This window comes from Streptomyces sp. WZ-12 (genome assembly GCF_028898845.1).
GTDB lineage: Bacteria > Actinomycetota > Actinomycetes > Streptomycetales > Streptomycetaceae > Streptomyces.
In genome coordinates, this window is the sequence record NZ_CP118574.1 from 4,438,210 (window position 1) to 4,458,820 (window position 20,611).

The 20,611-nt window shown below is 72.2% G+C and carries 21 protein-coding genes, 2 tRNA genes and 1 pseudogene; 9 read left to right on the forward strand and 15 right to left on the reverse strand.

Translation table 11 applies throughout. The features are described from left to right. Positions 1 to 94: 94 nt before the first annotated feature. Positions 95 to 1,144, reverse strand: a complete 1,050-nt coding sequence (locus PV796_RS18980) for a GlxA family transcriptional regulator (RefSeq protein WP_274914487.1) — start codon at positions 1,142 to 1,144, stop codon at positions 95 to 97. Positions 1,145 to 1,271: 127 nt separating this feature from the next. Between PV796_RS18980 and PV796_RS18985 the strand changes: the two genes are divergently transcribed. Further along, on the forward strand, positions 1,272 to 2,063 hold the full coding sequence (locus PV796_RS18985; protein ID WP_274914488.1) for an NAD(P)H-dependent oxidoreductase: 792 nt from the start codon (positions 1,272 to 1,274) through the stop codon (positions 2,061 to 2,063). A 391-nt stretch (positions 2,064 to 2,454) separates the two neighbouring features. Then, a complete protein-coding gene (locus PV796_RS42070; protein WP_342456920.1) occupies positions 2,455 to 2,799 on the forward strand; it encodes a hypothetical protein in 345 nt (114 codons plus the stop codon). Between the two features lie 362 nt (positions 2,800 to 3,161). Here the strand turns inward: PV796_RS42070 and PV796_RS18995 are convergent. The 4 genes from PV796_RS18995 to PV796_RS19010 form a co-directional block, all read right to left on the reverse strand. Next, positions 3,162 to 3,234: transfer RNA gene (locus PV796_RS18995), tRNA-Arg, on the reverse strand. Between the two features lie 150 nt (positions 3,235 to 3,384). After that, positions 3,385 to 4,098 (reverse strand): HD domain-containing protein, encoded by a 714-nt coding sequence (locus tag PV796_RS19000; RefSeq protein ID WP_274914489.1) that lies wholly within the window; start codon positions 4,096 to 4,098, stop codon positions 3,385 to 3,387. Positions 4,099 to 4,182: 84 nt separating this feature from the next. Next, positions 4,183 to 5,199, reverse strand: a complete 1,017-nt coding sequence (locus PV796_RS19005) for a GlxA family transcriptional regulator (protein WP_274914490.1) — start codon at positions 5,197 to 5,199, stop codon at positions 4,183 to 4,185. A gap of 155 nt (positions 5,200 to 5,354) precedes the next feature. After that, positions 5,355 to 5,445 (reverse strand) — tRNA-Ser (locus PV796_RS19010). A gap of 278 nt (positions 5,446 to 5,723) precedes the next feature. On the opposite strand from PV796_RS19010, the gene PV796_RS19015 reads away from it, so the two are divergent. Next, on the forward strand, positions 5,724 to 6,245 hold the full coding sequence (locus PV796_RS19015) for an SSI family serine proteinase inhibitor (protein WP_274914491.1): 522 nt from the start codon (positions 5,724 to 5,726) through the stop codon (positions 6,243 to 6,245). 192 nt (positions 6,246 to 6,437) lie between these two features. After that, the gene (locus PV796_RS19020) at positions 6,438 to 10,361 is read left to right on the forward strand and encodes a PAS domain-containing protein (protein WP_274914492.1); all 3,924 of its coding nucleotides are present in this window, start codon (positions 6,438 to 6,440) and stop codon (positions 10,359 to 10,361) included. Between the two features lie 46 nt (positions 10,362 to 10,407). On the opposite strand, the gene PV796_RS19025 is transcribed toward PV796_RS19020, so the two are convergent. Continuing rightward, complete coding sequence (locus PV796_RS19025; protein ID WP_274914493.1) at positions 10,408 to 12,060, reverse strand: long-chain fatty acid--CoA ligase; 1,653 nt, start codon at positions 12,058 to 12,060, stop codon at positions 10,408 to 10,410. 306 nt (positions 12,061 to 12,366) lie between these two features. Between PV796_RS19025 and PV796_RS19030 the strand changes: the two are divergent. The 3 genes and pseudogenes from PV796_RS19030 to PV796_RS19040 form a co-directional block, all read left to right on the forward strand. Further along, positions 12,367 to 12,588 (forward strand): annotated as a pseudogene (locus PV796_RS19030) (GH25 family lysozyme); the annotation flags it as partial. 16 nt (positions 12,589 to 12,604) lie between these two features. After that, on the forward strand, positions 12,605 to 12,865 hold the full coding sequence (locus PV796_RS19035; protein WP_274914494.1) for a hypothetical protein: 261 nt from the start codon (positions 12,605 to 12,607) through the stop codon (positions 12,863 to 12,865). Beyond that, complete coding sequence (locus PV796_RS19040; protein ID WP_274914495.1) at positions 12,862 to 12,987, forward strand: hypothetical protein; 126 nt, start codon at positions 12,862 to 12,864, stop codon at positions 12,985 to 12,987. The genes PV796_RS19035 and PV796_RS19040 overlap by 4 nt, the downstream gene beginning before the upstream one ends. 374 nt (positions 12,988 to 13,361) lie before the next feature. Here PV796_RS19040 and PV796_RS19045 read toward each other — a convergent pair whose 3' ends face one another. From PV796_RS19045 to PV796_RS19075, 7 genes are all read right to left on the reverse strand, one after another. Further along, complete coding sequence (locus tag PV796_RS19045; protein ID WP_274914496.1) at positions 13,362 to 13,556, reverse strand: hypothetical protein; 195 nt, start codon at positions 13,554 to 13,556, stop codon at positions 13,362 to 13,364. A 237-nt stretch (positions 13,557 to 13,793) separates the two neighbouring features. Further along, complete coding sequence (locus PV796_RS19050) at positions 13,794 to 14,642, reverse strand: helix-turn-helix domain-containing protein (protein ID WP_274914497.1); 849 nt, start codon at positions 14,640 to 14,642, stop codon at positions 13,794 to 13,796. Between the two features lie 6 nt (positions 14,643 to 14,648). Next, entirely contained in the window at positions 14,649 to 15,164 is a 516-nt protein-coding gene (locus PV796_RS19055; protein ID WP_274914498.1) for a DUF6879 family protein, read from the reverse strand. Continuing rightward, on the reverse strand, positions 15,145 to 15,411 hold the full coding sequence (locus PV796_RS19060; RefSeq protein ID WP_274914499.1) for a hypothetical protein: 267 nt from the start codon (positions 15,409 to 15,411) through the stop codon (positions 15,145 to 15,147). Before PV796_RS19060 ends, PV796_RS19055 begins: the two co-directional genes overlap by 20 nt. A gap of 131 nt (positions 15,412 to 15,542) precedes the next feature. Further along, entirely contained in the window at positions 15,543 to 15,719 is a 177-nt protein-coding gene (locus PV796_RS19065) for a hypothetical protein (protein WP_274914500.1), read from the reverse strand. 299 nt (positions 15,720 to 16,018) lie between these two features. Continuing rightward, positions 16,019 to 16,144, reverse strand: coding sequence for a hypothetical protein (locus PV796_RS19070; protein ID WP_274914501.1), 126 nt, complete (start codon positions 16,142 to 16,144; stop codon positions 16,019 to 16,021). 465 nt (positions 16,145 to 16,609) lie between these two features. After that, complete coding sequence (locus PV796_RS19075) at positions 16,610 to 16,825, reverse strand: hypothetical protein (protein WP_274914502.1); 216 nt, start codon at positions 16,823 to 16,825, stop codon at positions 16,610 to 16,612. A gap of 114 nt (positions 16,826 to 16,939) precedes the next feature. Here PV796_RS19075 and PV796_RS19080 point away from each other — a divergent pair, with 114 nt between their 5' ends. Then, positions 16,940 to 17,770 (forward strand): helix-turn-helix domain-containing protein, encoded by an 831-nt coding sequence (locus PV796_RS19080; RefSeq protein ID WP_274914503.1) that lies wholly within the window; start codon positions 16,940 to 16,942, stop codon positions 17,768 to 17,770. Further along, entirely contained in the window at positions 17,767 to 17,955 is a 189-nt protein-coding gene (locus PV796_RS19085; RefSeq protein ID WP_274914504.1) for a DUF397 domain-containing protein, read from the forward strand. The genes PV796_RS19080 and PV796_RS19085 overlap by 4 nt, the downstream gene beginning before the upstream one ends. A gap of 292 nt (positions 17,956 to 18,247) precedes the next feature. On the opposite strand, the gene PV796_RS19090 is transcribed toward PV796_RS19085, so the two are convergent. Then, on the reverse strand, positions 18,248 to 18,466 hold the full coding sequence (locus PV796_RS19090) for a hypothetical protein (RefSeq protein WP_274914505.1): 219 nt from the start codon (positions 18,464 to 18,466) through the stop codon (positions 18,248 to 18,250). A gap of 171 nt (positions 18,467 to 18,637) precedes the next feature. Further along, positions 18,638 to 20,482, reverse strand: coding sequence for a SpoIIE family protein phosphatase (locus tag PV796_RS19095; RefSeq protein WP_274914506.1), 1,845 nt, complete (start codon positions 20,480 to 20,482; stop codon positions 18,638 to 18,640). Positions 20,483 to 20,611: the final 129 nt, after the last annotated feature.

The following is a 20,611-nucleotide window of genomic DNA, read 5'->3' on the forward strand; positions in this document are numbered from 1 at the left end:
CCGCCGCCCGACCACCGCGGTCCCGTACATCGCCACACACCGTCAGCGTACGACCGCCCACTGACAACGCCCCCGCGCGCCGACCACCGCCCGGCTACCCCACGGCCGCCCGCGCCCCCTCCGGCTCCTGCTCCCGCTCGCCCTCCCCCCGGAACGTGGCCCGATAGGCCCGCGGCGACACCCCCAGCGCCACCTGGAAGTGCTGCCGCAGCGACGCCGCCGTCCCGAACCCGGCCTCCGCCGCGATCCGGTCCACCGTCAGCCCGGTCTCCTCCAGCAACTGCCGCGCCCGCTCGACCCGTTGCTGGGTCATCCACTGCACCGGCGACATCCCCACCTCCTCCCGGAACCGCCGGGTGAAGGTCCGCACGCTCATCGCCTCCCGCGCCGCCAACTCCCGCAGGCTCAGCGGCCGGTCCAGATGCTCCAGCGCCCAGGCCCGCGCCGCGCCCGTCGACGACACCCGCGGCTCCGACACCGGCCGCCACACGTACTGCGCCTGTCCGCCCTCCCGGTGTGGCGGCACCACCGTCCGCCGCGCCACGTCATTGGCCACCGCCGCCCCGTGATCGCACCGCACCATGTGCAGGCAGAGATCCACCCCCGAGGCCACCCCCGCCGCCGTCAACACGTCCCCCTCGTCCGTGTACAGGACGTCGGCGTCCAGCTCGATCTGCGGGAACAACCGCCGGAAGTCGTCCACCGACCGCCAGTGCGTGGTGGCCCGCCGCCCGTCCAGCAGCCCCGCCGCGGCCAGCACGAACGCCCCCGTGCAGATCGACGCGATCCGCGTCCCCGGCCGGATCCGCGCGAGCGCGTCGGCCATCCCCGGGCTCAACCGCCCGTCCCGTTGCTCGGTCCCCGGGTCGTAGTCCACCGAGGACGCCGGCAGCACGACCGTGTCCGCGGTCGCCAACGCCTCCGGCCCGTGCGCCACGTTCACCGTGAAATCGGTGTCCGTCCGCACCTCCCCCGGCTGGAGCGCACACGTCACCAGCTCGTACAGCGGCTCCCCGGACGCCGACCTGGCCTCCCCGAAGATCCGGTGCACGATCCCCACCTCAATGGGCAGCATCCCCGGCCGCACCAACACCACCACCCGATGCCGCCGCCGCATCCCCCGCGCCACCCTCCGCACCCCCATCCCTTCCCTTCCATAGCGGCCATGGTCCGGCCCTTGGCACGCCCCTGACCACCCTTGGCCCGATCCTTCCACACACTGTCCATCGGGCCACTCGTTTCGCTCCCACCCGCGCCAGAAGGTGGACCCCATGAAGGTCCTCTGGCTGTTCGCCCACCCCGATCACCGCTCCCTGAACGGCGCCCTCAAAACCGAGGGGCTGCGCACCCTCGAAGCCCACGGCCACCAGCACCAGGTCTCCGACCTCTACGCGATGAAGTGGAACCCGCTGGTCGACGCCGCCGACTACGACCACGACCCGGCCGACCGCCTCCGGATCGGCGAGGCGTCCGAACGCGCCCACGCCACCGGCCACTTGAGCCCCGACATCGCGTCCGAACAGCAGAAGCTCGCCTGGGCCGACACCCTCGTCCTCCAGTTCCCCCTGTGGTGGTACGGCATGCCCGCCATCCTCAAGGGCTGGTTCGACCGGGTCTTCGTCAAGGGCTTCGCCTTCGGCCACACCGACCCCGCCACCGGCCGCCCGCAGCGCTACGGCGAGGGCCCGCTCGCCGGCAGACGCGCCCTGGTCGTCGTCACCGCCGGCGCCCGCGCCGCCACCCTCGGCCCCCGCGGCGTCAACGGCGACCTCAACGACCTCCTCTTCCCCCTCCAACACGGCACCCTCTGGTACACCGGCATCGCCGTCGTCCCGCCCCTCCTCATCCCCGGCGCGGACCGCACCACCCCCGACGCCTACGCCACCGCCGCCACCCGTCTACGCCACCGCCTCCTCACCCTCCCCACCACCGACCCCCTCCCCTTCCGCCACCAAAACACCGGCGACTACGACGACAACCTCCTCCTCCACCCCCACCTCACCCCCACGCCCCCCGGCCCCGCCGCCCACTACACCACCACCCCACCCCCGAACTCCCTTTAACCACCCCCCACTTGAAAAACTCCCCCCATGCCCACCAACCACCACCGCCACCACCGCCGCCCCCACCTCATCTCCGTCATCGGCAACAGCCCAGGCGTCGGCAAATCCACCCTCTGCCACTCCCTGGCCACCTGGCTCGCGGAAACCGGGGCCACCGTCGAGCACTTCGCCGAGGCCGACATCCTCACCCACCCCGCCTTCCGTCCCGTCGCCGAGGAATGCGCCGCCGCCCCACACACCGTCCGCCCCGAAACCCTGATCGCCGCCGCCCGCACCTACGTCACCGACGCCCGCGCCGCCGGCACCGACTTCCTCGTCACCGACGCCCTCCTCCCCTTCCTCCCCTCCCTCGTCGCCTGGGGCCACGACGAACCCGCCCTCGCCCGCTTCCTTGAGGACCTCGTCGCCGCCGTCCACCCCACCGAGGTCACCGTCGTCTACGTCCAGGACGACCCCGCCGCCGCCCGCCGCCGCCCTCCGCCGCGCCATCGACCGCGAGGGCCCCGCCTGGGAGGACTGGTACCTCACCAAACTCGCCAACTCCCCCGGCACCAACGCCGTCCACGACCTCGACTCCGCCGCCGCCCACCTCCGCGCCGAAACCGCCCTCACCCGCCGCCTCCTCGCCACCACCCCCTGGAACTTCCTCCCCCTCCACACCACCACCCGCACCGCCCCCCAAACCTTCACCCACACCCGCACCCTCCTAACCCCCCTCCTCAACCTGACCCCTTGACCCCGCACTTGGCACCCGCCCCACAGAGACCGGCCAGCGGGACAAGGAGGTCACTAAGGAGTCACCGCCGCCCCGAAGCACGGCACCCCGATCGAGCCGGGGAACCTCACCCGCAGGTGCGCGCTACGGGCTCGCGCCGGACTGCGGGTCATCCCGCCGCAGCACACCCGCCACACGCGCGGCTCGTTGCCGATGGCCGTGAAAGTCCGCCCAAAGGGCGCACAGCCCTCGCCAGGTTCTTCTGCGCCGAGGCCGAAGGCGGGGCCGACACCGCCACCACGTAACCCCGTTCCCGCACTTCGCTGCCGTACCGCACGACAAAGCCCCCGCCCGGAGAACCCGGCGGGGGCTTTGATCTGCTGTGCGCTCGGCAGGATTCGAACCTGCAACCTTCTGATCCGTAGTCAGATGCTCTATCCGTTAAGCTACGAGCGCTTGGCTTCCCGGCGGTTTTTCTTGCCGGTCGGCGTTGCGAGAACAACATTACATGACCTGGGCCGTGAGGCGAAATCCGTTGCCCACACCCCCTCTGACCTGCGGAAATGATGATCAGGCGGGTGGGGAGGGGGTGTTGGGGGCGACGGGTCAGGCCGGCCAGGGGGAGTTCTCGATGATCTCGACGAAGTTCTGGCGGGTGTAGTCGGCTTCGAAGCGGTCCAGGACGTCGGCCTTGACGTTGCCGAAGGTGGTTTGGGGGCGGTGGGCCAGCCCGGCGTGGAAGGCGCGGAGGATGCGGCGCTTGAAGTCGGGGCGGGGGTGGGCGGCGATGACGGCCGCACGGGTTTCCTCGGGCAGGTCGGCGTAACCGATGCCGAGGACGTCGAGTTCGACGCCGGCGGTGACGAGGGCCACTTCGGGGGCCATGTGGTGCGGGATCTCCGGAGTGGTGTGCAGGGCGATGCCCTCCCAGACGAGCCGGGCGCGGTCTTCGGGGATGCCCCGGGCGGTGAGGAAGGCGCGGGCCTCGTCGGCGCCGTCGATCTCGAAGCGCTGCTGGGAGGTGCGGAACTTCCCGGTGAGACCGAGGTCGTGGAAGAGGGCGCCCACGTAGAGCAGCTCGGGGTCGAAGGTCAGGTGGTGCCGGAGGCCGTGGTGGGCGCCGAAGAGGTAGACGCGGTGGGAGTGGTGGTAGAGCAGGTCGTCGGTGAGGTCGCGGACGAGTTCGGTGGCCTCGCGGGCCAGGCGGCTGTCCGGGACGGGGATGCCGGCGAGGGTGGGCAGGTCCTGGGTGGGCCGGGTGCGGGGGCCCTCGTCGGCGGTCTTGTTGGACGGCTCGTTGGACGGCTCGTTGGTGGTCATGGGGCCAGGGTCGCGCCGTAGGGGGTGCGGGCGCCCGGTGTCTGTGGGACGAACGCCCCACAGATGGGGACATGGGGGCGGCGGTCAGCGGCTCGTCGTGTGGAAGCGGGCGCGGTAGGCGGAGGGGGTCACGCCGAGGCGGCGGAGGAAGAGGCGGCGGAGGGATTCGTCGGTGCCGATGCCGGTGCGGCGGGCGGTGGCGGTGGCGGTCTCGCCGTTGGCGAGGAGGGTCTGGGCGGCCTCCAGGCGGACGGCCTCGACGTAGCCGGCGGGGGTGGTGCCGGTGTGCTCGCGGAAGAGCCGGGTGAGGTGGCGGGGGCTGAGGCCGGCGCGGGCGGCCAGCGCGGTGTTGGAGTGGTCGGCGGCCGGGTCGGCGGCGATCGCGTCCAGGAGGGCGCGCAGCGCGTCGTGGCGGGGCCGCGGGGTGCGGGCGGGCACCGAGAACTGGGACTGGCCGCCCGGGCGCTGCATGAAGACCACCAGGTCGCGGGCGACCTCGCGGCCCAGGTCGGGGCCCTCGTCGGCCTCCACGAGGGCGAGCGCGAGGTCGATGCCGGCGGAGACCCCGGCGGAGGTGAAGAGGTCGCCGTCGCGGACGTAGATCGCGTCGGGGTCGACGGTGAGGGTGGGGTGGCGGGCGGCGAGGGTGGCGGTGTGGCGCCAGTGGGTGGTGGCCCGCCGACCGTCCAACAACCCGGCGCCGGCCAGCGCGAACGCCCCGGCGCAGACGGAGGCGACCCGGCGGGAGCGGCCGGCGAGGGCGCGGACCGCGTCCAGGAGGCCGGGCGGGAAGCGGCCCTGGGTGAGGTCCTCGGCGCCGGGGACGAGGACGGTGTCCAGGGGGTGGGCGGAGAGCTCCCGGACGCCCGCGTCGACGGCGAGACGAGTGCCGGAGGCGGTGGTGACGAGGTGGCCGTCGGGGGAGCACAGCCGGATCTCGTAGCGGCCGCCGAGGCGCGCGGCGACGCTGAAGACCTCCAACGGGCCGGTCACATCGAGCAGTCGGGCGCCCTCGAAGGCCAGCATGACGACGGTGCGGACGGCGGGGCCGCGCCGCCGGGACGCGGGCCGGGGCGGTGGCGGCGGGCTCGGCAGGGGCATGGGCGGCAGCGTAGGCGGCGGGGCGGCGGCGCGGGAGCGGCCGCCGCGTCGCAGGGACCGGGGCGGGGCGGAAGATCCGCCCGGCCGTCGGATCCGCCCACGCAAAAGCTCCGGGCCCGGTCGTGATCGACCGGGCCCGGAGCTGAACGCACAAGCGGAGGCGGAGGGATTTGAACCCTCGATGGGCGGTAAAACCCAAACCGCATTAGCAGTGCGGCGCCATAGACCGGACTAGGCGACGCCTCCACACACCCCTCATCGCGCGTGCGGCGCGATGCGGCGTGACCAGATGATGACACAGCCCAGCGGCCCGTCACCAATCGCCCCCTACGGTACTAGGCCCGCGACCCACCCGGCAAAGACGTTCCTGCGGCGCAACGTCGCGGCCGGAAGGGCGTTAGAGAGACGGGGTCGCGCGGCCGCACGTGTCGTGCGCCCCCCGGCGCGTACGACCGCGTACCGCCGTCCCGTCCCGTGCGAGCCCGCGCATCCGGTGCGGCCGCACTCGCCCCCTGGAGCCCGTGATGTCCCGTCGCCGGATCCCGTCCCGGTCGCTGTCCCTGTTCGTCGCCGCGGCCGCCGCCGTGTGCGCGCTGCCCGCGCTCGCCGTCGCGCCGGCCGCCTCCGCCGCCCCGATCCCGCTGCCCTACCACCACGACGACATCCGCTTCGACGACCTCCGCTTCATCGACCTGCCGGCGCTCGGCGGGCCGCGCGGGGACCACCTCACGATCACCGTCACCGAGTCCGGGTCGGCGCGCACGGACGGCACGTTCGAGCTGCGCTGCCATCCGCGCGGCGGGAACCACTTCGCCGCGGGCCGCGCCTGCGACCGGCTGGACCGCATGACGCGCTGGGGCGAGGACCCGTTCGCGCCGGTGCCGCAGGGCGCCAAGTGCACGATGATGTACGGCGGTCCGGCGCGGGCGCACGTCGCCGGGGTGTGGGCGGGGCGGCCGGTCAACACCGTTTTCCGGCGCACCAACGGGTGTGAGATCGAACGCTGGGGCCGCTTCGAACCGATGCTCCCGTCGACCGTTTCCTGACCCGGTTCGTGGCGGAGTAGCGCGCCAGGTCAGGACGAGGGGCACATGTCGGGCGTGCGGTGAGTCGCGCCGGGGCGCGGCATTGCGGCGGGCGTCATCCGCCCCCGCCTCCCCGGCATGTGCCCGTAGACTCCATCCCAGCGACCCACCACGGTGGGTCGGCAAGGTGCGGTAACAGGGAGGAAGCGTCTCGTGAGCAGCAGGCCATCCCGAGGCGCTGCTCGCCTCGCAGCCATACTGGACGCCCTCCCCGACGCGCTGTTGCTCGTCAACTGCAACGGCACCGTCGTCAACGCCAACGCCATCGCCCTGGAGATGTTCGAGACCCCGGGCACGGCCCTGGTCGGGCGGGGGCTGTTGGACCTGCTGCCGACCTTCGACTCCAAGCGGATCCCGGGGTCGATGCGGCGCCGGGACGAGGAGGTCGAGGGCCGGACGAGGCCGACGCGGATGGTCGCCCGGCGCACCGACGGCGTCGAGTTGCTGGTCGAGGTGACCAGCGCCAACTTGGAGGACGGCCGCACCCCGTACGAGTCCGCCTTCGAGGCCGCCTACGCCGACCACCGCAACGGCTACACCGGCGACGAGTTGCTGATGCTCGTGGTGCGCGACCTGACCGGGACGGTGGACACCGAGACCGAGTTGGCGCGCCAGCAGCGGCAGACGGAGATGATCCTGCGGGCCGCGGCGGAGGGCGTGGTCGGCGTCGACTCCGAGGGCCGGGTGGTCCTCGTCAACCCGTCCGCCGCGCAGATCCTCGGCTACCGGGCCAGCGAGCTGGGCGGCAAGGAGCTGCACCCGCTGGTCCACCACTCCCGGCCGGACGGTTCGGCGTTGCCCTGGGAGGACACCCCGCTCGCCGACACCCTCAAGTCAGGTCGCAAGCACCGGGTGCGCGGGCAGGTGCTGTGGGCCAAGGACGGCCGTTCGGTGGCCGTCGACCTGACCACCGCTCCGGTGCGGGACGGCGACCAACTGGTGGGCGCGGTGATGACGTTCACCGACCGGCGGCCGCTCGACGCGCTGGCGGCGCGCCACGCCCAGCTCTTGGCCGTCCTGGAGCGGTCGCTGCGCGGGCCGCTCGAAGAGCTCGGCGGCGAGCTGACCACCCTCGCCTCCGACCCGGCGGGCCAACTGTGGCCCGAGGCCAACCAGATCCTGCACCACCTCGCGGCCGGGCACGCCCGGATGACGACGCTGGTGGACAACGTGCTCGGCTACCAGCGGCTGGACGCCGGCAAGGCGAAGCTGAACCGCACCAAGGTGGCGCTCGACAAGGTGGTCGCGGCCGGTGTGGAGGGCGCCATCGAGCTGATCGGGCCGGGCCGGGCGCAGTTCGCGGTGCACGCGCCGCCGATAGCGGCGCTGGTCGACGCGGAGCGGCTGGCGCAGGCGCTGTCGCACCTGATCGCGGACGTGGCCGGGGTGGACTCCACGGGCCGGCACCCGGCCAGTGCCGGCGCCGGCGGCCAGGGCGGCCGTCCGGTGCCCGGCGACTCGACGATCGTGGTGGCCGCGGCCAAGCGCGGCGAGGTCGTCCGCATCGAGGTGCGCGGGCCGTTCGGCGGCGGCGATCCGGTGCACGGGCCGATCGTCCGCGGCATCGTGCGGATGCACGACGGGCTGATCCAGACGCACAAGGTGCCGGGCGGTTCCGGCGCCGGCGGCAGCGCGTACGTGCTGGAACTGCCGGTGCTGATCGACGAACCGGTGCCGGCGGACGACGAGGAGCCGGCCGAGGATGGGAAGCAGCCGCCCGGGGGCGACGGGCCGGCCGAGACGGCCGCCACCACCCCGGGGGCGGACGGGCGCGGCCGGGGCGGCGGCGCGCGGCCGCCCGCGGACGGCGAGGCGGAGGACGGTGCGACCGGCGCGCAGCAGCCGACCGGACGCCGTCGCGCGCGGCGCCCGGGAACGGAGCCTGACCCCGCGGCGGACGGCACGCAGGGTGCCGGGCTGCCGGCGGGCGCCGAGGCGGTGCCGCCGAGCGGTCGTCGCCGGGCGCGGCCGGCGCCGGAGGGCTCGGCGCTGCCCGCGCTGCCGTCCGGGGCCGGCGACGGGGCCCCCGCCGGCGCTCCGGCGCACGGTCTGACGCCCGCGGTGGCGCCGGCGCTCGGGCCGGTGCCGCGCCAAGGACAGCAGCCGGCACCCCGGCCGGGTCAGCCGCAGGGCGCGGCCCCGGAGCGGACCGTGTCGGGCGCTCAGGGGGCCGCCGGTGGTCGGCGGGCCCGGCGGGCGCTGGCCGAGGCGTCCGAGCGGGTCGGCGGGCCGGAGGCGCCCGCCACCCGGAGTGCCAACGTGCCGCAGCAGGGCGGCAATCGGGCCGCCCAGGCCCAGGACGCGCCGCGGTCGCCGTTCGCGCTGCCGCCGGCCGCGGCGGACCGGGCGCCGCAGCAGCCGGCTCCCGCATCGACCCCGTCGACCCAGCAGCCCCAGCCGGCGCTGCCCGCGATCGCCGGCGGGGTGCCCGCCCGCGCCGGCGCCCCCCGCCCCGGCGGAGGCCGGCCCACAGGACGCCGGTACCGGGCGGCGGCGCGCGCGCGGGGCGGTGGCGGCCGGCCCCGAGCCGGCCGCAGGGCAGCCGGCCGCCCCCGCCGACTCCCCCGACGCACAGGGCGGTTGGGACGCCGAGCCGACCGGCCGGCGCCGGGCCCGGCGGGCCGCCGCCGAGGAGCGTGCGGCCGCGGCGGCGCGGCGATGGCCGACTCCGAGGCGTCCGGCACGTTCGTGGCGGGGCCCGAGGGGCTGGTCGCGCAGCCGTCCGAGGCCGCGGGCCCGGGCGCCCCGGCGGAGGCGACCGGCACCGGCACCGGGACCGCTCCCGGGGTGCCCGGCGCCGCCGCGCCGCCGTCCGCGCCCACCGGCCGCCGCCGCGGCCGCCCCAGCCCCGCCGAGGAGGCCGCCCCCGTGCCGCCGCAGGGCCCGCCGCCCGCCGCGGCCCGGCAGCCGCTGCCGCCCGCCGAGGAGGACCCCGGGCACACCTCGGGGCGGGCGTTCAGCGTGCGCACGCTCGGCCAGGGCGTGCCGTTCGCCCAGCAGGTGGCCGACCCGCAGCGTCCGGCGCCGCAGCCCGGGCCCGTACCGCCGGGCGGCACCGCCACCGGTTCCGGCCGCCGCCGCAAGCTGGCCGCGCCCCCGCCGGAGGGCGAGCGCACCGGCGCCGCCGAGACCCCCGCGCCGGGCACCCCGGCGCCGGCCGCCGGCCCCCAGCCGCAGCCGGCCGCCCGGCCCAAGCAGCCGGGTCCGCAGGGGCACCTCATGGACGCCGGCGAGGGCCGCGCGTTCGCCATCTCGGCGCCCGACGAGGGCAGCGAGGGGCCCGAGCCGCTGGACGGACCGAACGGCGCGGTCGAGGTGATGGAGCGTCAACAACCGCCGCTGGACGACGAGTTGCCGCCGGAGCCGCTGGACAATCCGCGCCGACTGCTGGTCTGGCCGGCGCCCGACGTCGCCACCCAGCAGGCGCTCAGCGACCGCGGCTACCGCCCGGTGATCGTCAACTCCCGCGAGGAGGTGGACGCGCAGATCGCCGCGTACCCGGCGGCGCTCTTCGTGGACCCGCTGACCGGGCCGATCACCCGCACCGCGCTGCAGTCGCTGCGCCAGGCCGCCGGCGCCGCCGAGGTGCCCGTCCTGGTCACCGCCGGGCTGGGGCAGGCGACCCGGGAGGCCGCGTACGGCGCCGACCCGGCGGTGCTGCTCAAGGCGTTGGCCCCGCGGGACGCCGAGGACCAGCCGGCGCGGGTGCTGCTGATCGAGCAGAACGACGCCATCGCGGGCGCGCTGACCGCGTCGTTGGAGCGGCGCGGGATGCAGGTGGCCCGGGCCGGCGCGGACACCGACGCGGCGGCCCTGGCGACGCAGGCGCGGCCCAACCTCGTCGTGATGGACCTGATGCAGGTGCGCCGCCGCCGGGCCGGCATCGTGGACTGGCTGCGCGCCAACGGGCTGTTGGACCGCACCCCGCTGGTCGTCTACACCGCCGCCGACCTCGACCCGGCCCAACTGCCGCGGCTCGCCTCCGGGGAGACGGTGCTCTTCCTGGCCGAGCGCTCCACCAGCGACGAGGTGCAGGGCCGGATCGTGGACCTGCTGGCGAAGATCGGCACCAACTGACCGGCCGGGCCCACCGGTTGCACCCCGACGGGCCCGGGTGCCGGCGTCAGCCCAGCCGCGTCACGTCCAGCTCACCGTCCGCGTACTGCCGGCGCAGCACCTTCTTGTCGAACTTGCCGACGCTCGTCTTCGGCACCGACGGGATCACCGCCCACCGCTCCGGGAGTTGCCAGCGGGCGATCCGCTCGCCGAGGAAGGCCCGCAGCTCCTCGTAGGTCAGCGCGGTGCCGTCGGTCAGCACCACGGTGGCCAGCGGCCGCTCGCCCCACTTCTCGTCGGGGACGGCCACCACCGCGGCCTCCGCGACGCCGGGGTGGGCCATCAGGTGGTTCTCCAGCTCCACCGAGGAGATCCACTCGCCACCGGACTTGATGACGTCCTTGGCCCGGTCGGTCAGGGTGAGGTAGCCGTCCGGGGTGATCGTGCCGACGTCGCCGGTGCGCAGCCAGCCGTCGGGGCTGAACTTGTCCTCCGGGCGCAGCGCTTCGCCCTGCGCGCCGCCGTAGTACGCACCGGCGATCCACGGGCCGCGGACCTCCAGCTCGCCGGCGGCGGCGCCGTCCCACGGCAGTTCCTCGCCGGTCGGGCCGATCAGCCGGGCCTCGACGGAGGCCGGGAAGCGGCCCTGGGTGGCGCGGTAGGCCCACGCCTCCTCGCCGCTGGCGCCGGCCGGCGGGTGGGAGACGCAGCCCAGCGGGGAGGTCTCGGTCATGCCCCAGGCGTGCACCACGCGGACCCCGTGCCGCTCCTCGAAGCCCCGCATCAGCGCGGGCGGACAGGCCGAGCCGCCGATGACGACCGTCGCCAGACACCTCACGTCCCGCTTGTGGGCGTCGAGTTCGGCCAGCAGGCCCTGCCAGATCGTCGGGACCGCGGCTCCTATGGTGGGCCGCACCGTCTCGATCATCTCGGCGAGCGGCGCGGGCTGGAGGAAGCGGTCCGGCATCAGCAGCGAGGCGCCGGCCATGAACGCGGCGTGCGGCAGACCCCAGGCGTTGACGTGGAACATCGGCACCACCGGCAGCGCGATGTCCTTCGACGCGAGGGCGAACGCCTCCGCGGTGTTGACCTGGAGCGAGTGCAGGTACAGCGAACGGTGGCTGTAGAGCACGCCCTTGGGCTCGCCGGTGGTCCCGGAGGTGTAGCAGAGCGCGGCCGCCTCCCGCTCGTCGATCTCCGGCCAGTCGTAGCGCTCCGGCCGCCCGGCGAGCAGTTCCTCGTAGTCGTGGACGCGGACGTCGGCCGCGGCCAGCGGGGCGTGGTCGCCGGGGCCGACGACGATCACGTGCGCCACCTTGGGCAGGTGCGGCAGCAGGGGCGCCAGCAGCGGGATCAGGGTGCCGTTGACGAGGACGACGCGGTCCTCGGCGTGGTTGACGATCCAGGCGAGCTGCTCGGGCGCGAGCCGGAGGTTCAGCGTGTGCAACACCGCGCCCATGGACGGGATGCCGAGGTACGCCTCCATGTGCTCGCTGTTGTTCCACATCAGCGTGCCGACCCGTTCCTCGGGGGCCACGTCGAGCTCGTCGCGCAGCGCGTGCGCCAACTGCGCGGCCCGGCGGCCGATCTCGGCGAAGGTGCGGCGGTGCGGCTCCGCCTCGCCGGTCCACGTGATGACCTGTGCGTCTCCGTGGACCGTTGACCCATGGGCGAGGATTCGCGAGACGGTGAGCGGTACGTCCTGCATCGTGCTGAGCACCGGGTGCCTCCGCTTTGTTACGGGCGGGTAGTGGTGCTGCGATTCTCGATGTGTACCAGGTGGTATGTCACGCCTCCATGGCGTGTTCTTTTCCCCCGAGGGCCGGATTCGGCCGGGAACCCGCGTCGCCTGCGTCACTGCCAGAGGGGTTTCCCTCAGTAGCCGTGACCTACCTTGCCGCAACCAACTGGAATGCCGACGCCACGACTTCAGGGTCTCGGGCCGCGGACGTCAACGGGGTGCATCACTGGCTCCAAAACAGCTCATCCGCGCTCACTACGTTGCGGCCTCGCTGAAGCTGACCGACAAGCCGCCCACGCCCGCAGAAACGGGCTCGTCGTGGGCTTTTACCACTTCCTGTGGCCAGGCAACATCGAGGCACAGGCAAGGTACTTCGTCGAGAAGTGCGCCAGCGTCGCCGGTAACGTCCTGGCCGTTGGCTGGGAGACCACCGGGTCCGGCACCCGCGCATCGTGCGCGGAAAAGGATCAGTTCCTTCGAGCGGTGAAGCGGCTCCGCCCCACGCACGGGCCGCGCTGCGGGCATGGGCGACCGGCACCACGACCCCGCCGAACCGCCCCACGCCACCCGGCGCACCGTCCGCCCCATCGTGCAGACCACCGTCGCCCTCGCCGTACTGCTGCCCGCAGTTGTCGACGCCGCCGGCATCCCCGCCACGCTGCCCTGGGTCGCCGGCGGCCTCGCCCGCGTCATGGCCCTCCCCGGCGTACAGGCCCCACTCCCCGGCTGGCTGCGCAGCGCGCCGCCCGGCCGCACCGAGGACACCGGAGGCGGTAGCACGTGACCGACCTCGACACCCGCCTCGACGCCGTCGAACGCCGCCGCTGGCCACTCCCCGGCATCGCCGCGCTGGTCGGCGTCGTCGGGATGTGCCTGACCGTCTGGCAGGCCACCGCCGCCCGGTAGCCTCCCCCATATGTAGTGGCCCGGCCCGATGCGTCGGGGCGGGCCACTTTGGGCGTTTGCAAGCGTAGTTGCCGTACACGTGCCAGCCGGGCCGGGGGGCGTCAGTAGTTCAACCGATCACGTGCGACAGAAGGGCCATGGCGCCGGCCCACAGACCTAGCGCCAAGAGGCAGGCGAGACCCGCCGCTACTGCCATGCCAGCGGTGTGGGACCGTGCCTCGCGTTCTTCAGCCTCGCGGGCCTGCACGGCACCATCATGAGCTGCTGCGTTGCATCCGGCGCACGCCGATATCGGGTGCTCTAAGCCATCCATCTCCGCTCCGTTTCAGCGCGAGAGGCCGGCTTCCGAATTCTCGAAAGCCGGCCCGGTCAGGCTACTTCTTGTCCCCGCCGCTGGGCTGCGGGGCGGGGTCGCGGGGTGCCTCCGGGGGCATGGGCCCGCCGTCGTGCTTCCCACCGTCCGCCTCGGCGACGACCACTAGGTCAGCGGGGTGCCGGAAGGGGATGCCTCGCCAGCCTTCGGCGTCGGGCGTGCGGGTCTCGTACGTCTCGACAGCTACAGCGCTCATCTCTCAACCTCCTCTTTCGTGAGGGGCCGTACCGCCGTACTGTCGATGGCACGGCCCAATGGTCCGCAGCAACGCTGCGGGTGGGTCACCCGCCCCGGCGCTTACCTGTCCAGGGTCTCCGCCGCCGGGGCGGGAGTCTCATGACTCTTCGTCATCCGTTGCGCGTGGTCTCGCTGACGACACGCTAGGGAGTGGTGGGCTCTGACGCCCAGCCGATTGCACGTGATTGCGGGCCAATTACCCCAGCGACGACATGGCCGCCGTGATCAACCTGCGAGCCTTCGCGCCGTACACCGCCATGTCGGCCAGCGTGGCGAAGGTGTCGGCGTAGGTCTTCACTTCGCTGGGCTGCGTCAGCGTGAGATACCCGGAGACAAGTTCCACGTTGACTTGAGTCGTGTCGTAGATCCAGAAGTTTTCAACGGGCAGTTGGCGCCGCTGTTGGGCTACGGGAACCACGCCGAGGCTGACATGCGGTAGACGGCTCACGGTGAGCAGGCGCTCCAGCTGTTCCCCTTGTGCCTCACTGGCACTGAGTGTGTTGCGTAGTACCGGTTCTTCGATGAGGAAGGCGAACAGGCGCTGGCCGTCTTGTAGTACACGCTGGCGCTCCATGCGGGCGGCTACTGCGTCGGCCACATCATCGATCGGCACTCGCTGTTGCTGGATCGCCCGAAGTACGTCCTCGGTGTACTGGAACGTCTGGAGGAGTCCGGGCAGCGCCCACGAGCAGTACGAGCGAAACCAACGTGTGCGTTGATACAACGGAAGACGCTCTTCCTGGGAGCGTCGTAGTCCCGCTCGCTCCATACGACGCCAGGTGAGCCACATGCCTTCAACGGCACGGAGAGAGGCGATCAGGTCGCCTGCCTGGTCCTCAGCGCGGCATGCCCTGCACCACGCACGAATGTCGTCTTCGCTGGGCTGTGTCTTAGCCGTCGAGATCCGAGACACCTTGGACGGATGCCATCCACACAGCATGGCGAGGTCTTTGCCGTCCAGCCCGGCGTCCTTGACCAACTCACGGAGGCGGGCGGCAAGGGCTTGTCGGGCTTCCTGGACGTTCGATGATGCTGGTTGGGGCATGGCGCGTTAGACCGGCTTGTACCCCTCGTGTGGTGTGGCGCGATCCCAGATCACGTCAAAAGCGTCGGTGCACCACGTGGCGAGTTCGGCGTCAGTGACGTACTCACGTTCAACGAGCACGCCGTCTCCGCTGAAGTGGTGGAACAGCACCAGCTCGGAGTCAAAGACCCAGAAGTCCACGGCGGGGATGGCTAGATCTTTTGCCCGGCGCCGAGGGAGCCAACGGACTTGCTCACCGGCGGCGACGTTGGTGGCGGCGTAGTCGTACTCCCAACGTACGTAGTCCGATAGGGGCTCGGAGACCACGCGGGCGCGACGAATGGCCACGCCGCGTGACGCCGCAGCGTGGACTGCGTCGTGCCAACCCTCCCACCAGTCAGACCGGTTGTCCGGGGTGAACTTCCGGCGTCCTTCCCGCCACTCCAGGTAGTCCGGGTCTTCGCTCTGGTAGTGGTCCCGGACTTCGAGGTGGATGGCAGACCGTTGGGCTTGGGACAGGGGCTTACGTGCCGGAGGCTTCATCGGCGTCGTCTCCGTCTGGACGGGGGATGTACTGGAGCATGACTTTCGGCAGACGGATCACCGTCTCGTGATCTGGCACATTCGTGCCATGACCGGGGACTGATCCGATCTCCTGGCAAGCCTTCAACTCCTCGTCGGTGGCCCTGTAGGACTGAATCAGCAGGTCCCCGCTGTGCTCGTCAAACCAGATGGTGGGAGAGTCGTCCTTGCCGGTGTTCGGGATGATCCCGAGGAACTTCAGCTTCATGCCTAGCCGCTCCCTCTGTCGATCTGATTGCGCCCGATTGCATGACCATTGCCCCACTGGCGTTGGCCGTCAAGAGTCCGGTTCGGACATGAGGAAGCCCCCGCAGAAGTGCAGGGGCTGGAACCGCTCCCTCATGCTGCGGCGGCCTCCTGCTCCCGGTCCTCAAGGTCGCGGCGTTCGACGGGGGTTGCGGGCATGCACCAGGAGGTCAGGGCATCCCACGGATCGTGGCCCGGTCTGGTGAGGACCAGGCAGTCCCCGTTGACGGCGGTGATTCGGCCGATGCGGCCACTGGTGGTGTCCTGCACGACTTCCTGGAGGGTGAAGTTCAGGGGCGTTCCTTGGTGGTTGGGGCCCGCCCCGGCCGGGACGTGAATCCCTGGGTGCCGGGGCGGGTGAGGGTGGCCGCCCAGGCCCGGGCGGGGAGGGGCCTGGGCGGCGGAGAGTCCGCCTGGCCGACACCCGTAACGGGCCAGTGGACTCCGTACTCCCCTTCGTCTCCGGCGGGATGGCGATTGGGAGCGCCACAGGGGTGTGGGCTCTACCGCGGGGGGCGGTCCCGACGCCTCGCCTGCGCCGGGAGTTGGGAAGTAGGTGGTCCTGTTGGTTACCCGCTGGGGCGGTAGCCGCCGGGGCGGCCTGCGGCCACTCCTCGCGGTACGCCCCATCTGTCGAACTGGGCGGCCAGCCACTGTTCGCCGGGGTGACCGTAGGCCCGGTCCAGTCTCGCCATGGACCACCCTTCGCGGTACAACCGGATCACACGGTCTCGCCCTGCAAGTACAGCGGCCCGCACCATGTCCATTTCATCGCGGGTGCGCTTCACGAGTAACTCCTCTGATGCCTAGCGGACTTGGTGGTCGTCCATGCCCGTGCGGCGTCCCAAGTCGCCGCCATCCAGCGGAACCGCTGGCGCTTCGTCGGCCCGGGTGGGTGAACGATCAGCGTCGCGCCGTGGGTGTCGCACCGGTATGCGTGGTCGCCAAGGGGTTCCATGTCGTGCCAAGCAAAGGGGCATTGAGGACAGTCATCCCAGGGTGCGTCGGTCTCCGGGTCATTCTCTGGCCGGGCAGCGGGGAGGCGCGCTAGCAGACGCTGCACGGTCGCCCCCGGCCATCCGTCTTCTTGCCGGTGTTGTTTCCGTTGCTGCGATCGTTGACTTCCTTGGTCTTCTGGCTCACGTCGTCCGGCCGGCCGCTCACTGGTACACCGCCTTCAAGTGACGTGCCAGGGTGATGGTTTGGTACGGCGTGAGCCGGGCCGGAGCGAAGCAGTGCAGAAGCATCCCGTCCTCCCACGACGTCACGTGCACCGTGCTCCGGTCCGCATGGATGCCGATCGCCCTCAGGGCGTCGTCGAACTGTGCTCCCGCGTCGGCACACACTTGATACGGCGTGCGGGCAGGACCGGTCATGGTGGCGCCCTCCTTGCCTCTCTGTAGTGCTTCCACTACCGGTGAGCCCTCAGCGTGGCCTACAGTCGCTACACCCATCAACTAGGGAATACTGATTGATGAGTTGGGGATGTCATGGTGAACCGCAAGGAGTTGGATCCCGAAGCGTCACCCGGTGCCCGCTTCGGGGAGCGCTTGCGCAGGTTACGGGACGAACGCGGTTGGACTCAGGACGAATTGGGTGAGCGTATCGGGTGCACCGGGGCGCATGTTTCTGCCGTCGAAACTGGGCGGCGACCACCAACTCAGCGTTTTGCGATTGGCACTGACAAGGCGTTGGGGACCGGAGATCTGTTCGAGCGTGAGTGGCGCGAGATCAGGCACGGCAGCCTGTTGGAGGGGTTCCCGGAGTACGTCAGGCACGAGGGCCGGGCGGCAGAAATCCGGCTGTACGAAGTGGGCGTGATCCCTGGCTTGCTCCAGACCCCGGAGTACGCATCAGTACTCGCCGAGAGCGCCGCCAAGCGCGGAGCGATCACGCCCGAGCAGGCAGACGAACGAGTCTCACTTGTAGCGGAGCGACAAGCCGCACTAGTTCGGCCAAACCCGCCATTGGTCTTCGTCCTGCTAGACGAAAGCTGCGTTCGTTGGCCCGTTGGCGGACACCTCGTCATGGACGCACAGTTTGCACGCCTGATCGAGTTCGCGGAGCTGCCAAACATCGTGCTCCAGGTGGCACCGTTCGACCTGGGAGAGCGCCGAACGTTCAGGCTGCCGATTACCGTGCTCACGCTGCCGGATCGATCACTCATGTCGTACGCCGAGTCAGTTCAACGGGGCCATCTCGAACGGGAAAGCACCTCGGTGTTGCCCATACTGACGGCCTACCATCAATTGCAGGCGGAGGCGTATCCCCAGGCGGCGTCTGTGGCCTTGATCAACAAGTTACGAAAGGGCACCCCGTGACCAACTCTTCCCCCCGATGGTTCAAGTCTTCCTACAGCGACAATGGCGGCCAGTGCATCGAGGTCGCCGCCAATGTCCCCGGCATCGTCCCCGTCCGTGACAGCAAGGCCCCGAACGGCCCGCAGCTCACACTGACCCGGGAGGCGTTCGCCGGCCTGGTGCAGTTCGCCAAGGCCAACGGCTGAACAGCCCCCTCTCCTCACACCCACGGGCACGGCACGATGACGCCCCCACCGGGGAACTCCCGATGGGGGCGCCTTATTGCGTTTTCGCAGGTCACAGACCAAGTGTTTTACCCGCACTGCTGCACATGAGCGTGCCGACCCGTTCCTCGGGGGCCACGTCGAGCTCGTCGCGCAGCGCGTGCGCCAACTGCGCGGCCCGGCGGCCGATCTCGGCGAAGGACGGCCCGGGGCCCGACCCGCCGCGCGGCTGGTCTTTTCGGCCCCCGGCCGTCTCACTCGGCCTACCCGCCAACTAGCCGTCGCTGCTGACCTCTTGGGAAATGGTCCCGTGCATGGGGCCGAAGCCCGGAACGTTCACCTCCACTCCGTCGTCCAGCGAGCTCGGAGCACTCTGCTCCGTCGCCTGGTCGGTCCCGCCGTGCCCACCGCCGGCGGCACTGGCCGAGCCGACGACGCCGAGGACGACGGCACCGGCGATCGCCATTGCGGCAACAACGCCACGAACGCGCATGGTTCCTCCTTGAATTCGCGATCGGTGATCTACCGCAACCTGCCCTGACCACGGCTCCTCCTGCCATCTTCCATGCCGCACACACGGGCGCTTCAGCCAAACAGCCGACCGCCCGGCGCATCCGGTGCGCCTCAACGGGCCAGGAAGACCCCACGCCCCGTAGGTCCGCCGTTACCCCGTGGCGCCCGGCTTCGGCGTCACCGCCTGGAGGACCAGGACCGAGAGGTCGTCCTCGACCGGTCCGGTGCCGAAGTCGTGGGCGGCCCGGCGGACGTGTTCGGCGAGCGCCTTGGCGCCCAGTCCGAGGCCGTCGCGCAACACCCCCGCCAGGCCGTCGTTGTCGTCCAACTGCCAGTTCCCGCACCGGCGTTCGGTGACCCCGTCGGTGACGCACAGCAGCGTCTCGCCGGGTGCGAGCGGGAAGGTGCTGGCGCGGAACTCGGCGCCCTCGTCGATGCCCAGCAGCATCTGCGGGTCGGCGGCCGGCTCCACGGTGCCGTCGGTGAACAGGTGCAGCGGCGGCGGGTGCCCGGCGCTGGCGACGGTGCAACGGGCCCCGGGGAAGCCGGGATCGACGGTCAACTCCCCGTAGAGCAGGCTCAGAAAGCGCGAACTGGCCTGTTCCCCGCCGAGTTCCACCGCCTCGGCGCCCTCCTCGGCCATGGCCAGATTCAGCCGCCCGAGGACCGATTCGACGCCGTGGCCCTCACGGGCCAGCAGGCGCACCAGGTGGCGGGCCAGCCCGGTCACCGACATCGCCTCGGGGTCCTTGCCCTGGACGTCGCCCAACAGGAAGCACCAGTGGCTCTCGCCCATCGGGAAGACGTCGTAGAAGTCGCCGCCGACGGCCTGCCCCTGGCCGTGCGGCTCGTAGACGATCGCGGTGTCGACGCCGGGGATGCTGGCCAGTGTGGCGGGCAGTTGGCGGCGCTGGAGGGCCAGGCTGATGGTGGTCTGCCGGGTGTACTGGCGGGCGGTGTGGACGGCCTGGGCGATCCGCCGGGCGACGTCCTCCACCATGCGCGCGACGGTGTCGGTCATCTTGAGCCGGCCCGCCCGGCCCAGCAGCAGGACGCCCAGTTGTTCGTCGCGGGCCACCAGGGGGAAGGCCAGCGCCGCCCCGCCCTCCCTGGACGCGCCGGCACATTCCGGCCAGGCCCAGGGGGTGCCGCCGATCCGGACGACGTCGATGGGCGGCTCGCGCTCCAAGTCGACGCGGAGCGGCCCGATCCGCCGCTCGTCGACGTGCCACACCCGGGAGAGCTGCATGCCGCCGCCCTCGGTGCTCAGCCAGATCGCGCACCAGTCGGCGAGCCGGGGCACCAACAGTTGGGCGGCGAGCGCGGTGACCATGTCCTGGTCGAGCTGGCCGGCGAGGAGTTCGCTGGTTTCCGCGAGGAACGAGGGGCCGCCGCGGTCGACCCACTCGGCGGCCGCTCCCGGCCCGCGCGGCGCCAGGGTCCGGGTCGGGGCCGTGGCACCGGCGCCGCGCCGGTCGGGTCCGGCCGGCGCGGTCGCCGACCGGCCCTCGGTGGCGGTCAGCCGGAACCAGACCGTCTTGGTGGACCTGCGGTAGGTCACGCCCCAGGACTCGGCGAGCGCGCCGACGAGCTGGAGGCCGTAGCCGGGGACGCCGCCGCGGGCGTCCACCCCACCGCGCACGGTCCGCGACGGGTGCCGGTCGGCGACCTCCACGACGACCGCGACGGTGGCCGGGCCCGACTCCGCGCCACCGGCCGCGGCCGGCCCGCGCTCGTGGGTCAGCCGGCAGGTCACGTCGATGTCGGTGCCCGCGTACATCAGGGCGTTGGTGACCAGTTCGCTGACGAGGAGGACGGCCTGGTCGATGAGGTCCGAACTGATCGCGGCGGCGCCGGGTGCGACCGCCCGCCCGGTCAGCAGGGTGCGCACGAAGCGGCGGGCCGCGGAGGCGGCAAGCTGGTTCGCCGGCAGCCCGGTGCGGGACACCGTTTCGGTCTCCTGCGGGGCCGTCGTCCGCGGCGATAGCGAGGTCACGGCGCCCCCTGATGCGCCCGGAAAAGCAACTCATTACGGCCGCTTTATACTATGACATACCTGCCCAATTGGATCAGTTCCGGACCGACTCCGGGACTCCTCCGGACCGCCTCCGGACGCGCTCCGGGA

Excerpts from the sequence above, each read along its gene's own strand:
- PV796_RS18980 (WP_274914487.1), bottom strand. The coding sequence starts at position 1,144 with ATGGGGGTGCGGAGGGTGGCGCGGGGGATGCGGCGGCGGCATCGGGTG.
- PV796_RS18985 (WP_274914488.1), top strand. The coding sequence starts at position 1,272 with ATGAAGGTCCTCTGGCTGTTCGCCCACCCCGATCACCGCTCCCTGAAC.
- PV796_RS19000 (WP_274914489.1), bottom strand. The coding sequence starts at position 4,098 with ATGACCACCAACGAGCCGTCCAACGAGCCGTCCAACAAGACCGCCGAC.
- PV796_RS19005 (WP_274914490.1), bottom strand. The coding sequence starts at position 5,199 with ATGCCCCTGCCGAGCCCGCCGCCACCGCCCCGGCCCGCGTCCCGGCGG.
- PV796_RS19015 (WP_274914491.1), top strand. The coding sequence starts at position 5,724 with ATGTCCCGTCGCCGGATCCCGTCCCGGTCGCTGTCCCTGTTCGTCGCC.
- PV796_RS19035 (WP_274914494.1), top strand. The coding sequence starts at position 12,605 with ATGGGCGACCGGCACCACGACCCCGCCGAACCGCCCCACGCCACCCGG.
- PV796_RS19045 (WP_274914496.1), bottom strand. The coding sequence starts at position 13,556 with ATGAGCGCTGTAGCTGTCGAGACGTACGAGACCCGCACGCCCGACGCC.
- PV796_RS19050 (WP_274914497.1), bottom strand. The coding sequence starts at position 14,642 with ATGCCCCAACCAGCATCATCGAACGTCCAGGAAGCCCGACAAGCCCTT.
- PV796_RS19055 (WP_274914498.1), bottom strand. The coding sequence starts at position 15,164 with ATGAAGCCTCCGGCACGTAAGCCCCTGTCCCAAGCCCAACGGTCTGCC.
- PV796_RS19060 (WP_274914499.1), bottom strand. The coding sequence starts at position 15,411 with ATGAAGCTGAAGTTCCTCGGGATCATCCCGAACACCGGCAAGGACGAC.
- PV796_RS19070 (WP_274914501.1), bottom strand. The coding sequence starts at position 16,144 with ATGGCGAGACTGGACCGGGCCTACGGTCACCCCGGCGAACAGTGGCTG.
- PV796_RS19075 (WP_274914502.1), bottom strand. The coding sequence starts at position 16,825 with ATGACCGGTCCTGCCCGCACGCCGTATCAAGTGTGTGCCGACGCGGGA.
- PV796_RS19080 (WP_274914503.1), top strand. The coding sequence starts at position 16,940 with ATGGTGAACCGCAAGGAGTTGGATCCCGAAGCGTCACCCGGTGCCCGC.
- PV796_RS19090 (WP_274914505.1), bottom strand. The coding sequence starts at position 18,466 with ATGCGCGTTCGTGGCGTTGTTGCCGCAATGGCGATCGCCGGTGCCGTC.